10 protein-coding genes and 1 riboswitch are annotated in these 13786 nt (G+C 34.3%); of the genes, 8 read left to right on the forward strand and 2 right to left on the reverse strand.

The genetic code is table 11. The features are described from left to right. The first annotated feature begins 6 nt into the window (after positions 1-6). The 6 genes from ausB to rarD all read left to right on the forward strand — a co-directional run bounded on the left by ausB (position 7) and on the right by rarD (position 8293). The gene (gene ausB / locus FNL83_RS01030; RefSeq protein WP_001830554.1) at positions 7-630 is read left to right on the forward strand and encodes an aureusimine biosynthesis 4'-phosphopantetheinyl transferase AusB; all 624 of its coding nucleotides are present in this window, start codon (positions 7-9) and stop codon (positions 628-630) included. 370 nt (positions 631-1000) lie between these two features. After that, positions 1001-3187 (forward strand): YSIRK-targeted triacylglycerol lipase, encoded by a 2187-nt coding sequence (gene lip, locus FNL83_RS01035; protein WP_001832578.1) that lies wholly within the window; start codon positions 1001-1003, stop codon positions 3185-3187. Between the two features lie 278 nt (positions 3188-3465). Next, complete coding sequence (gene glcP / locus FNL83_RS01045) at positions 3466-4806, forward strand: glucose transporter GlcP (RefSeq protein WP_001830529.1); 1341 nt, start codon at positions 3466-3468, stop codon at positions 4804-4806. 154 nt (positions 4807-4960) lie between these two features. Continuing rightward, on the forward strand, positions 4961-6664 hold the full coding sequence (locus FNL83_RS01050; protein WP_001830575.1) for an ABC-ATPase domain-containing protein: 1704 nt from the start codon (positions 4961-4963) through the stop codon (positions 6662-6664). A gap of 94 nt (positions 6665-6758) precedes the next feature. Next, positions 6759-7256 carry a MepB family protein gene (locus FNL83_RS01055; RefSeq protein WP_001830560.1) on the forward strand — a complete coding sequence of 166 codons (498 nt, stop codon included), beginning with the start codon at positions 6759-6761 and terminating at the stop codon, positions 7254-7256. A 134-nt stretch (positions 7257-7390) separates the two neighbouring features. Next, the gene (gene rarD, locus FNL83_RS01060) at positions 7391-8293 is read left to right on the forward strand and encodes an EamA family transporter RarD (protein WP_002458084.1); all 903 of its coding nucleotides are present in this window, start codon (positions 7391-7393) and stop codon (positions 8291-8293) included. Between the two features lie 107 nt (positions 8294-8400). Here rarD and FNL83_RS01065 read toward each other — a convergent pair whose 3' ends face one another. Next, entirely contained in the window at positions 8401-9312 is a 912-nt protein-coding gene (locus tag FNL83_RS01065) for an ABC transporter substrate-binding protein (protein WP_001830581.1), read from the reverse strand. A 56-nt stretch (positions 9313-9368) separates the two neighbouring features. Next, a riboswitch (TPP riboswitch) is annotated at positions 9369-9470 on the reverse strand. 214 nt (positions 9471-9684) lie between these two features. Further along, on the reverse strand, positions 9685-11103 hold the full coding sequence (locus FNL83_RS01070) for an anion permease (RefSeq protein WP_001830484.1): 1419 nt from the start codon (positions 11101-11103) through the stop codon (positions 9685-9687). Positions 11104-11427: 324 nt separating this feature from the next. Here FNL83_RS01070 and lpdA point away from each other — a divergent pair, with 324 nt between their 5' ends. Next, the gene (lpdA, locus tag FNL83_RS01075) at positions 11428-12780 is read left to right on the forward strand and encodes a dihydrolipoyl dehydrogenase (protein WP_001830471.1); all 1353 of its coding nucleotides are present in this window, start codon (positions 11428-11430) and stop codon (positions 12778-12780) included. Between the two features lie 41 nt (positions 12781-12821). Continuing rightward, positions 12822-13775 (forward strand): thiamine pyrophosphate-dependent dehydrogenase E1 component subunit alpha, encoded by a 954-nt coding sequence (locus FNL83_RS01080; RefSeq protein WP_001830565.1) that lies wholly within the window; start codon positions 12822-12824, stop codon positions 13773-13775. The last annotated feature ends 11 nt before the right edge of the window (positions 13776-13786 follow it).

The following is a 13786-nucleotide window of genomic DNA, read 5'->3' on the forward strand; positions in this document are numbered from 1 at the left end:
TGAATCATGTATTTGTATGTGACTAAGATGACAGAAACTTTAGAGGAAGTAGAATTGCTTTTAAATAGAAGTTCTCGTCAGTTGAAAAAGCCAGAACGAATACACTATAGATTTTTAAAGGATCGACTTATGCACCAATTAGGTGATGCATTGATTCAGTATGCTATTGAACAATGTGCTGGATTAACTCCTAAAGAATGGGAGTATCACATCACAACTATGGGTAAAGTAGAGATACGAAGTTCTTGTCATATATACGTGAGTATTTCGTATAGTTATCCTTATATCGTTTGTATAATAGATAATCAGCCTATTGGTATTGATATCGAAGAAATGAAAGACTTTGATTATAAATATTTGGCGAAAAATTTTACAACAAATGAATTTAACCAAGTGACTACACTTAAAGATTTTTATGAAATTTGGACTAAGAAAGAAAGTTATACAAAACTCATCGGTGAGGGATTGATGAATGGTTTAGACTGCTATGATGTGACGCAAAATTTGAGATTTTTAAAAAAACATGTCCAATTTACCTCAGTAGATTATTTTAAAAGACTCATTCAAATATGTCATATGAGTAAACATAGTTTGAACTTTGAAGTGGTGCCGCTCACACAATTATTATAATGGTGTAAATTTACAAAAGACGCTTAAGCGATATGAAAATCGTTTGAGTGTCTTTTTAAACTTTAAAGGTTGTACGATTGACTAATTGATATCGAGATGGTGCATATGTGTGTATTTAAAAGTTTAAATTTAAGTACATATTTTATTGTTATTTATATAGTTGTAAAAAGAAATTAATAATAGGTTAATATTCATTGTGTAAAATTGGTGTTGTTCTCATAAATTGTTAAATCATTCAACTAAAAGAGAGGAGTTTATTGATGAAAGCTTGGATTCAAAGAATTTTAGAAATTATCCCACGCGAAATTATTAATCTTTTCATTTAAGTCACAGTTATAAATGATATAAAAAAGATAGAGGTGCTTTAAACATGAAAAATAAAAAGAATTCATATAGCATTCGAAAGTTAAGTGTAGGTGCGTCTTCAATCATTGTTGCATCGATGTTATTTATTGGCGGAGGCTCAGTACATGCTGCTGAATCCAATCACCTTGAAAATCAAGAACAATCAGAAGTAAGTGCATCACATTCTATTGAGATGCAACACAAAAATCAAGAAACTCAACAAACTGAGAATAAAGATAATAAAACTAACCATTCAGAAACAATTGATAAGACTCCAACTATACATAACAATGGCTACTCATATCATGAGACACCTAGTACTGACGTTAAATCTAATGAAGACAAACAAATTGATAGTCAATCCAATCAACCTCAGACATCTATGCCAAATAATGATCAACAAAACCCTAAAAAAGTAGCGGAACATACAACGAAAAGTATAAATGCAAAAAAAGAAGAAACTAGAAAGAATGAAAATGCAAAGAGCCTAGTACAACCCCAACAAGATGATAAAACAACATCTGAACAAACAAAAATGAAAGAATCACGTGAACAGGAGATTACAAACGAGCAAAAGCAGTTACAAAGTAAAGATGTAAAAAATGCTCAACAAGAAAATCAAAATATAGACCAAGAAAAATCTCAAGAAAAAATTAAAGTCCAACAATCGAACATCGAAAAGGCTCAAAAATCTTCAAGAATAGATGGAAAATTAGATAATCAATACAATAAAGATGCAACGCAATCGGATGAGGGGACTGCATCTGAGAACGTTTCAGAACAGCATATAACAGCAAAAGATGGAGGTGTTACACGAAATAATCGTGGAGATAAACATTTAAATCAAGAAAAGCCAACAACATCATCAGATAAAGAACTTAAAGTGGATGACATAGACAAAGATCTTTCCACAAAAGAATCTCCTGAAAATGAAAAAGATGATTCTAGAAAAGGGATTAAAGCACTCACTAAAAACTCTCAGGCAACAACAAGAAATACTGCGACAACAGAGGCATCCAAAGAATTGAAGGATCAAACAAATAAAGTAGCATCACAAAAAGAATATAAAAATCATGATCCTATTATTCTTGTACACGGCTTTAATGGTTATGCATCAGGAACTGGTCCCGTTACAGGAAAAGGTAACTATTGGGGTGGTAACCGTCTCAAAATTATTCAAGATTATAGAGCTAAAGGTTATAACGTGATGGAAGCAAGTGTAAGTGCATTTGGCAGTAATTATGATAGAGCTGTAGAATTGTACTATTACATTAAAGGTGGACGTGTAGACTATGGTGCGGCACATGCGGCAAAATATGGACACGAGCGTTACGGAAAAACATACGCCGGCGCTTATAAGGATTGGAAGCCTGGTCAAAAAATTCATCTCATTGGGCATAGTATGGGTGGTCAAACAATTCGTTATCTTGAAGAGTTATTACGACATGGTAGTCCAGAAGAGGTAGAATACCAGAAACAACATGGTGGTGACATTTCTCCGTTATATAAAGGTGGACAAGATAATATGATATCGTCTATTACTACTATTGCCACACCACATAATGGCACCCATGCTGCAGATTTATTAGGTAATGAAGAAATTATTAGACAAGTAGCATATGACTATGCAAGGTCAAAAGGTAATAAATTATCTCATGTTGATGTTGGTTTAAGTCAATGGGGACTTAAACAAAGAGAAGACGAAACATTAGCTCAATATATTCAACGTGTGAAACAAAGTAAATTATGGACAACAAAAGATAATGGATTTTATGATTTAACTACTGAGGGTACAGATATCTTAAATCAAAAAACATCCTTAAACCCCAATATTGTTTACAAAACATATCAGGGTGAATCTACAAGACCAGGTCCAAATGGTACTCAAAAAGCAGATGTCAATATGAACATAGGCTATACATTAACTGCAAATACGATTGGTAAAGTAAAAGACAAAGCGTGGAGAGAAAACGATGGACTAGTGTCTGTCATCTCTGGGCAATATCCATTGAACCAAGCGCATACGTCTGCGACAGATCAAGTTCAAAAAGGAGTATGGCAAGTGACACCAGTTAAACATAATTGGGACCATGGTGACTTCGTTGGTACAGATACATCAGAAGTTCGTATCTCTAAAGAAGAATTAGAAGATTTCTGGGACAACATGTTTGAAGATATGGTACGTAATGAAAAAGTGACAGATAAACAATAATTAAATAAAGAAAAATCAAAGGCACCTTATCCGGTCGATAGAAATTGTGAGCGGATAGGGTGTTTTATATATGTATTACTAGAATCAATGATTATATTTAAATTGCTATGATTAGTGAAGTTATTGATATAGATAATTTAAGCAATATGATGATATTTATTAATACTTGATTTGAATATCAAATCAAGTATTAATAAGTAAATGTTAATAAAATTATGTTGAAACGCTTTCATAAAGGCATTATAATTAGTCTAGCTATAGAAAAAGGAATGATACGAATGAAAGCAAATAAGTATTTAATCTTTATTTTGGGAGCACTTGGTGGCTTATTATATGGTTATGATAATGGTGTGATTTCCGGTGCTTTATTATTTATACATAAAGACATACCTCTCAATAGTACAACTGAGGGTATCGTTGTGTCTTCAATGTTAATTGGCGCAATAGTCGGTGCGGGAAGCAGTGGGCCACTTGCTGATAAATTAGGTCGTCGACGTCTAGTAATGCTCATCGCTATTGTATTTATTATTGGGGCACTGATTCTTGCTGCATCAACCAATTTAGCATTATTAATTATTGGACGTTTAATTATTGGTTTAGCAGTGGGTGGTTCGATGTCTACGGTACCTGTTTATTTAAGTGAAATGGCACCGACAGAATATCGTGGCTCACTAGGTTCACTTAATCAACTAATGATTACAATTGGTATTTTAGCAGCATATTTAGTCAACTATGCATTTGCGGATATTGAGGGTTGGCGTTGGATGCTAGGATTAGCAGTTGTTCCATCGGTTATTTTACTTGTGGGTATTTATTTTATGCCTGAGAGTCCAAGATGGTTACTTGAAAATAGAAACGAAGAAGCCGCTCGTCAAGTGATGAAGATTACTTATGACGATAGCGAAATTGATAAAGAACTTAAAGAGATGAAAGAAATTAACGCTATCTCTGAATCTACATGGACAGTCATTAAATCACCATGGTTAGGTAGAATATTAATTGTAGGTTGTATATTTGCTATTTTCCAGCAATTTATTGGTATCAATGCAGTCATTTTCTATTCATCTTCAATCTTTGCTAAGGCTGGACTGGGTGAAGCGGCGTCTATATTAGGTTCAGTTGGTATAGGAACTATTAATGTTCTTGTAACAATAGTTGCCATTTTTGTAGTAGATAAGATTGATCGTAAAAAACTACTTGTTGGTGGTAATATTGGTATGATTGCCTCATTATTAATTATGGCAATCTTAATTTGGACAATTGGAATTGCTTCATCAGCGTGGATTATTATTGTTTGTTTATCATTATTTATTGTATTCTTTGGGATTTCTTGGGGACCTGTTCTATGGGTTATGCTACCTGAATTATTCCCGATGCGCGCACGTGGCGCTGCTACGGGCATTTCAGCGCTTGTGCTAAATATCGGAACGCTTATCGTGTCATTGTTCTTCCCAATATTAAGTGATGCATTAAGTACAGAATGGGTATTTTTAATCTTTGCATTCATAGGTGTTTTAGCGATGATTTTCGTAATTAAATTCTTACCAGAAACACGCGGACGTAGTTTAGAAGAAATAGAATATGAATTACGTGAACGTACAGGAGCAAGAACTGAATAATTACAATGTGAAGTACTTCAAATTTTCAATGTATAGTTGAAAATTTGGAGTATTTTTTAGTTCAAATATTTTTGTAGGAATGTCAACGTTTAGTACACTTGATAATAGGCACAAGAATAATAGTAATGATATATGAACGTTGGAGGTTGAAAATATGAAAAGTGCCCAAGCACTTGAACAGACTTTAACATCGTTAGACGGTCAAAAGTACGGTGCGTATAAGCAAATAAAAGACCTATACGAATTTAATTTATTTAAACTACGTATTGACCATATCCAAGCTGATCCATTTGCGCCACCATCTAAGATGAGTGTTGTTATAGATCGCCAACAAGCAAAATTTCCTGATTCTTTATTAAATTCTGAACTGAAACAACGGGCTGTGAGTGATTACTTAACGCGCGTGTTTCATAAGCAGATTCAATCAATAGTAGCCCAAGATAAAAAAGTAAGTAAAATTCAAATTGATAGTTGTGGCCAAGAAATCTTAGAGCGTACCGCAGTAGTAATTAAGAATCGTCAAATTGAGGCACGTATTGAAGTTGGATTACCAGCACGAGGACGTACCATATTAGGTAGAATAGCAAGACATACACTTATTAATGTATTACCTCAAATAGTAGAACATGCCTTATGTTATCGCAACATTAATGTTTCACAATTGGAACAACAAGTTGAATTAATGATAGATCAAGAGGAGATTAGACAACAGTTAGTAAAACGTGACCTTGTTGCATTTGTAGCAAATGGTGCTATTTTACCAAGAAAAAGTGGTGTTTCAGATCTCCCTATGAATAACGCTATTGAATTTAAAAGTCCTAAACAATATGAGATTGTAATGAAACTATCGAGTGGCAAAGTTATTAAGGGTATGGGTATTCCCAAAGGCATTACACTAATAGTTGGAGGCGGTTATCATGGTAAATCAACATTACTTGAAGCGTTAGAACGAGGTGTATATAATCATATTGCTGGTGATGGTAGAGAATATGTGATTACAAATCAAGATGCAATGAAAATTCGTGCTGAAGACGGAAGAAGTATTCAAAATGTTAATATCCAGCCATTTATTGATCATTTGCCAGGTGAAAAAGATACTACACATTTTTCAACTGAAAATGCGAGTGGTAGTACGTCTCAAGCTGCAAATGTCATGGAAGCTTTAGAATCACAAGCATCATTGTTACTCATTGATGAAGATACATCTGCAACGAATTTCATGATTCGTGATGGTCGTATGCAACGTTTAATTGCTCCCGAAAAAGAGCCGATTACACCCTTTTCTAATAAGGTAAAAGCATTATATGACGACCATAACGTGTCGACTATTCTAATCGTTGGAGGTTCGGGAGATTATTTTGATGTGGCAGATCAAGTATTGATGATGGATGAATATGTGTTGAAAGATGTTACGCAACATGCTAAAGACATTGCGCAGTCAGACGGTTATCAAAGAAGGCTTTCTTCTCACTATCAGTTCGGTCACATTCCATCAAGAATTCCGTTGAGAGCGAGTTTTAATCAAAAAGGGAAACGTGATCGCTTTAAAGCTAAAGGATTGAATGTAGTAACGTATGGTAAGGAAACTATTCATATTTCTGGCTTAGAACAACTTGTCGATGACAGTCAAACACAAGGTTTAGCGATGATGTTAAGTTATGTAAAAAATGAATTGCTAGATGACAAAAGTACGATTGTAGAATTGACCAATAGTTTGTATCAACGGATTGAGAAACACGGATTAGATGTTATATCAAATCATCAGGGGCATCCTGGTCATTTAGCGCTACCTAGAAAGCAGGAGTTTATTGCGACACTTAATCGATATCGTAGATTAAAAATAAAGCAAAGGGAATAAATATATGCCCATTTTAAATATTTATTATAAAAGTATTTCAGAGTTTGCGTCGATGTATTGAACTTTGAGACTAAAAGTAAAGGGGAGTATGAAGATGAAGTCTTCAGTTCGATTGTTGAATCACATCATAAAGATAATGAACTTACAACAATCATTAATTATAAGAGATGAACAGTGGAATCAATCTTATGAGGCATACAATTTTAATATTAATGGCTACGTATTTAAAAGTAGGTTAGCTAAGAAAACAACAAAGAAAAAAGGATATTTTTTATCGCTTTGGGAAAAAGATAAAACAAAGAAAAATCGAGCATTTGACTATGAGTCATTTCCTGGGAAATTAATTGTACACGTGATGGATGATTCTCAAGTAGGTCAGTTTATTTTTCCAAAACATGTACTTTTTCATAAAGGTATTTTAAGAAATCATGCATCTAAAGGGAAAATGGCTTTTCGAGTGTATCCTACATGGGAGAAAGATTTAAATCGTGTCGCTCACAAGACACAAGAGTGGCAAAAACAATACTTTATAGATATGTCTCAAACAATTGATGTACCAAGTATTAAACGTGCTTATTTTAATGAAGATTGATTATAAAATCAAAAGCTGTACACAAACAGATATGTGTAAATATTGCTGTTTTATTAGTAAATTTGATTACATAACTGTCAATGAGTTGGAATGAGTCTCATTTTTTAATCATTTATATTGAGGGAGGGTTAATGGTGTCTTCGGAGTATAAAAAAGGAATATTTTTAGCTTTAGGTGCTTATATTTTATGGGGGATTTTACCCATATATTGGCGTTTAATTGATGAAATAGGCGCTTTTGAAATTTTGGCATTCCGTATTATTTTTTCAGTGATATTTATGATTTTTGTGCTCATTATAGGAAAAAATCAACGGAACGCTTTTTTTAGAGATGTTAATCAGTTGGTATCGCATCCCGTGCAACTTATTGCCATCATAGTTGCAGGGTATGTTATTACCGTGAATTGGGGGACATTTATTTGGGCAGTATCTAATGGTCACGTGCTACAATCTAGCTTAGGTTACTACATTAACCCACTAGTGAGTATCGTCTTGGCGCTTATATTTTTAAAAGAGAGATTTAATAAATTCGAATGGTTAGCCATCATTTTTGCACTAGTAGGCGTACTTTATATGACAATAAAAATCGGTGAATTTCCATTTATTTCACTTCTGTTAGCATTTTCTTTTGGTATTTATGGTTTACTAAAAAAGATTGTGCATATCGATGCGATAAGTAGCATCACTATTGAATGTATTGTTACTGCACCAGCCGGTTTAATCTATGTTATTTACCTATGGCAGCAACAACACATAACATTTGGATTAAATATATCATCATTTTGGCTACTATTTTCAGGTGCAATTACAGCAATACCATTGATTCTGTTCTCAGCAGGTGCTAAGCGAATTCCATTATCGTTAACTGGCTTCATTCAATATGTAGGGCCGACAATCATGTTTATCTTAGGTATCTTTGTCTTTAAAGAGCCATTTAATACTGATCAATTGATTACCTTTATTTTTATATGGATAGGTATTGTGTTATATAGTATTTCTCAATATGTTCAAATTAAGAAAAACCCAGTTGTAAAATAGTAAAATAAATATACCTTCACTTTATTTGATGTACATTCTCTAAATTAGATATTGATTCTAACTATTGATGTGTACATTAACGTTTAAATAGAGTGAAGGTGTATTTTTTATTTTGTATATCGACTGAATAGTAGTTGATTTGTAAAATATAAAGTTGGGTTAATCGTGTCTTTAATATCATTGACTTCTTTAAGCCACAACTGTAAATCATTGTAGTAGTCGGAACTCATAGACAAATCATTTGTAAAACATTTAGCTGTTGCTTCAATTGTATCTTTGTTTAATTGGTTAGAGATATCAGTTTGAGTATACGTTGAGTAAATTTCAATTGCACTTTCTAAATGATGATTGATGTAATGAATGGCCTTTTGAATGACTTTCAGAAACTTTTTAAGTTTGACCTCACTCGTATTTAATACTTCAGGTGTAGTAATGAAAATGAGTTGACAAAAATCGGGTACATTATAATTTTTAAGTGGAAAATAATCTACATTAAGTCCTTGATTTCTAGCTTCAAGAATTTCAAAATTTTCGAAAATGAGTGTAGCAGCATCAGCTTTATCAGTTAAAAGTGCATCAGTATGATAAAAGCTATGATTAACTGGTGTGATGTCACCCTCTTTATATGTGCCACCATCTGCTTCAATCATCGTTTTAGCCATGGCAATACCACCTGGACCGGGAGCGCCAGGATATTGAAGCCGTTTACCGATTAAATCTTTGGGGCGAGCGATATTTTTATCTTTGTTATACATAATACCTCCGTTAGTGTGAAGATATCTCGCAAACCCGATGACGTTTTGTTCTTTAGCTCTATCTTGAACCAGATGAATAGGTTCAGTAATCGCGATATCCATTGAACCATTTTCAATCTCGTCTAGTGCGTCAAAGTGTTCCTTTGGTTCAATCATCTCAATTTCTAATGATTCTTCTTTAAACCAACCTTTTTCGATACCTAAGATTAACAGCATATGATCAGGATTTAAAAACCATTCTAAACCTACTGTTAATTTGTCCATAAAAAAATTCCTCCATCCATTTAATTATTGCGTAAAAAAGTGAATGAAGAAACAGTTATCAATATTGCTCACTTTCCTACGCCGGTGCTAACCAACAGGTTCAAGGGTTGAAAGTAGACTTTCTCTCAGCAAATTGAATTGCACCCCTAGTGATACTAGTTAATCTATGTACAGAATAACATAGTTGAATTGAATAAAAAGTGAAATGAATATAGTAAATATTAATCTTGGGAGTATGATGCAAAAAAATAAAAAGTGAAATGAATATAGTAAATATTAATCTTGGGAGTATGATGCAAAAAAATAAGCTAACGTTTCAAACGTTAGCTTACAATATATTTGATGAACTGAAGTTTAATTAAAATTCTAACTTTACATCATACCAATGAGTTTCATCCATAGTGAACCTACACCAATCCAAATAATAAAATAGACTATACCAAGTACAATATTCATAGTCCACCAGCGCTTTTGTGTAACATAGCCAGCTGCGTATAATATGGGCGCTGGTCCACTACTATAGTGTGTTGTTGATGCCAGTAAGTTACCAAAGAACCCTAACATTAATGCACTGAATAATGGCGGTGCACCCGAAGCGACTGCAACACCGAGTAACGCGGCGTACATGGCGCTGACATGTGCTGTTGCACTTGCGAATAAATAATGTGAGTAGAAATAAAACAAGATGAGTAAAACTAAAACGATAGGCCAACTAAAGCCATTCAAACCTTGAGCAATGAGTTTGCTTAACCATGGGATAAAGCCTAACTTGTTTAATTGTTCTGCCATTAATACAAGAACTGAGAACCAAACGAGTGTATTCCATGCTCCTGTTTCATTTAAAATATCTGACCACGCTAATACACCTGTTAATAATAACAATGCTAAAGCAATAAATGCAGTGAGCGTGGCATCAACATTAATGAAGCTTCCTAATACCCACAAAGCCAATGCTATGATAAAGATGCCAACCATCAATTTTTCGGCTATAGACATATGTCCCATTTCTTCTAGTTGTTCAGTAGCCCATTTTTTAGCGTTAGGCGTTTCTTTAACAGTTGGTGGGTATAATTTATAAATAATGAAAGGGACAACGATGAGGGAAATCAATCCGGGTATAATAGCAGCAACAAACCAATTCATCCATGTAATTTGAACGTGTGCCGTTTTTTCAGCTAAACTTTGTGCTATAGGGTTACCGGCCATAGCTGTTAAAAACATAGCTGAAGTAATTAAATTACCTTGGAACTCAGTAAAGATTAAAAACGCACCCATTTTTCTCTCAGAACCATCTCTCGGCGATGAACCAAATGACTCTGACAAGGACTTAATGATTGGAAACATAATACCACCAGCACGTGCTGTATTACTTGGCGTAGCAGGAGATAAGATAAGATCAACACCAACAAGTGAATAAGCCAAACCAAGCGTTTTCTTTCCAAATAATTTAACGAATTGCAGAGCAATACGTCGACCTAGCCCTGTTTTTACAAATCCTCTTGAAATGAAAAAGGCCATTGCAATAAGCCAAATACTACTATTACCGAAGCCTTGAACGGCAGTTTTTGTATCAACAATTCCAACCAAAATCATGATTGTAAAACCAATGATTGATACTGCACCTATAGTCATAGGTTGGGTAATACAAGCAATGATGGTTGACACAAAAATAGCAAACATAAACCAAGCTTGATCATTTAAGGCATCTGGTTTAATAGGCGTCAATGCCCAGATAATTAAACCAACGACAATAGGTAGAATAAACTTACGATATTTAACAGTACTTCCCACGACACCATCTTCCTTTACCTAAATCTTTTTTACATTTTAATCATAGTCTTATCACACGCTGATGTACAGGTCTTTTTATAATCGTACAACGTTCAAACATCATTACTTTTTTAAATCAGTTTAAGAGTTAGATAAACAGTAATTTATAAAGTTTATAAAGTATTAATAATTAACAACATACAATTGTTTGAAAACTCAAAATACTTGAAGTAGAATGGAATCGAAGGAATAAGAAAGCGCTTACAAATGTAAAATTTCTTATTCCTCATGCAAATGAAATTGGGATGGCACAACGTACTATTGGTGAAAGGAGGCATTTATTATATGAGTAAATCATATGACTTAATCGTAATAGGAGCTGGACCTGGTGGCTATGTAGCTGCAATACGTGGTGCGCAACTTGGTAAAAATGTTGCAGTCATTGAAAAAAATAATGCTGGAGGCACGTGCTTAAATGTAGGTTGCATCCCCTCTAAAACGTTGTTAGAACACGGCGAGAAAGCACACAGCATACGAGTTGCAAACGATTGGGGAATCACAACGAAAGACTTAAAAATTGATTTTACTCAATTTGTCCAACGAAAAAAGAAAGTTGTACAAACACTTACGGGTGGCGTGAAGCAGTTGTTAAAGAAAAATAAAGTTACTTATATTGAAGGGGAAGCACGAATTTCTAAAAACTTAAAAGTGGACGTTAATAATGAAACGTATCAAGCGAAAGATATAATTTTAGCAACTGGCAGTCAGCCGTTCATTCCACCAATTGATGGGTTAGATCAAGTCAATTATGAAACAACCGATACATTTTTCGATTTAGAGAAGCTACCAAAACAGTTAGCGGTTATCGGTGGGGGTGTGATTGCAACAGAACTCGCATCCTCAATGGCTGATCTTGGAGTTAGAGTTACGATAATAGAAGTTGCAGATGACATTTTATTAACTGAAATCAACGAAACTAGAGAAATGTTAAAAGCACATTTAGATAATCAAGGTATTAAGATACTGACGAAAGCAAAGATAAAACAAGTTAAGGAATCGAAAATAATATTAGATGGGCAAGATGATGTTAGCTTTGATACCCTTCTTGTTGCAACAGGTAGACAACCGAATACGCAAGTTGCAAAAGATTTAAATTTGGAAATGGATGGTAAATTCTTTAAAGTCAATGAACATTATGAAACGAGTCAAAAACATGTCTATGCTATAGGAGATTTAATTAAAGGATATCAACTTGCACATGCAGCAAGTGCACATGGCATTCATGTTGTCGAAACAATAATGAACAAACAGCCGTCACTTGTGCGTCAAGAAGATATTACGCGTTGTATATACACAAGACTGGAAGCAGCATCAGTTGGGTTATCAGAAGCGCAAGCTAAAGAGGCTGGTTATGATGTGAAAGTGACTCAATCAGCATTTCAAGGGAATGCAAAGGCGTTAATCAAAGGAGAAAATGAAGGATTTATTAAACTTGTCGTTGATAAAAAGTATGGAGAGGTTCTTGGTGCTTTTATTGTAGGACCACATGCTACAGATATAATTGGAGAACTTTTAAGTGTCAAAGCATCAGAGGGTACGATTCATGAACTTTCTCAAATTATTCAACCACACCCGGCTTTATTAGAAGCAATAGGTGAGAGTGCAGATGCATTTTTTGATTCTGCAATTCATATGTAGTTTTAAACTTTATGACCTATGAAAGATAGGAGGAATTGACAATGAAAATGGAAAAAGAACAAGCACATTGGATTTATAAAACGATGAACGAAATTCGATTTTTTGAAGAAAAGGTACACAAAATTTTTAGTGATGGTAGAATTCCAGGATTCGTACACTTATATGTAGGTGAAGAAGCTGTTGCAACAGGTGTTATGTCTCAATTAAATGATGATGACTATATTACAAGTACACACCGTGGTCATGGGCATGCGATTGCAAAAGGATGCGATTTAAATGGTATGATGGCAGAAATTATGGGTAAACGTGACGGATTAGGTCACGGTAAAGGTGGCTCAATGCATGTTGCAGAAATTGACAAAGGAATGCTCGGTGCGAATGGTATTGTCAGTGGTGGTTTTGGGTTAGCAATTGGTGCAAGTATTTCTATCATTAATCAAGGTAAAGATAATGTTGCCGTATGTTTCTTTGGTGATGGTGCTGCAAATGAAGGTAATTTCCATGAAGGTCTTAATTTTGCTTCAATTTTAGATTTACCTGTTCTTTTTATATGTGAAAATAACCAATTTGCTGAAGGAACTACACATGACTACGCAAGTGCTTCTGAAACAATTGCAGAGCGTGCTGCGGCTTATAATATGCCGGGTGTACGTGTTGATGGCATGGATGTTGTGGAAGTATATAAAGCAACACAAGAGGCTGTAGAACGCGCTAAAAAAGGTGAAGGACCAACGTTAATTGAATGTGATACGTATCGTAAATATGGACATTTTGAAGGTGATGAGCAAAAAGTAAAATCACCAGATGATCGTAACGCAGATAAAAATGCGACAGTAGAATTTAGAAAAAGAGCAATTGAAGAAAATTGGCTCACTGAAAAAGAAGCAGATGAAATAGAAAAAGCAGCTGAACAAGCTGTAGAAGATGCTGTGAAATTTGCTGAAGAAAGCGAATTACCAGATGAGGATTCATTATACAAGGATGTTTTTGCTTAAATCAGAAGATT

This window comes from Staphylococcus epidermidis (genome assembly GCF_006742205.1).
Taxonomy (GTDB): Bacteria; Bacillota; Bacilli; order Staphylococcales; family Staphylococcaceae; genus Staphylococcus; species Staphylococcus epidermidis.

Excerpts from the sequence above, each read along its gene's own strand:
- ausB (WP_001830554.1), top strand. The coding sequence starts at position 7 with ATGTATTTGTATGTGACTAAGATGACAGAAACTTTAGAGGAAGTAGAA.
- lip (WP_001832578.1), top strand. The coding sequence starts at position 1,001 with ATGAAAAATAAAAAGAATTCATATAGCATTCGAAAGTTAAGTGTAGGT.
- glcP (WP_001830529.1), top strand. The coding sequence starts at position 3,466 with ATGAAAGCAAATAAGTATTTAATCTTTATTTTGGGAGCACTTGGTGGC.
- FNL83_RS01050 (WP_001830575.1), top strand. The coding sequence starts at position 4,961 with ATGAAAAGTGCCCAAGCACTTGAACAGACTTTAACATCGTTAGACGGT.
- FNL83_RS01055 (WP_001830560.1), top strand. The coding sequence starts at position 6,759 with ATGAAGTCTTCAGTTCGATTGTTGAATCACATCATAAAGATAATGAAC.
- FNL83_RS01065 (WP_001830581.1), bottom strand. The coding sequence starts at position 9,312 with ATGGACAAATTAACAGTAGGTTTAGAATGGTTTTTAAATCCTGATCAT.
- lpdA (WP_001830471.1), top strand. The coding sequence starts at position 11,428 with ATGAGTAAATCATATGACTTAATCGTAATAGGAGCTGGACCTGGTGGC.
- FNL83_RS01080 (WP_001830565.1), top strand. The coding sequence starts at position 12,822 with ATGAAAATGGAAAAAGAACAAGCACATTGGATTTATAAAACGATGAAC.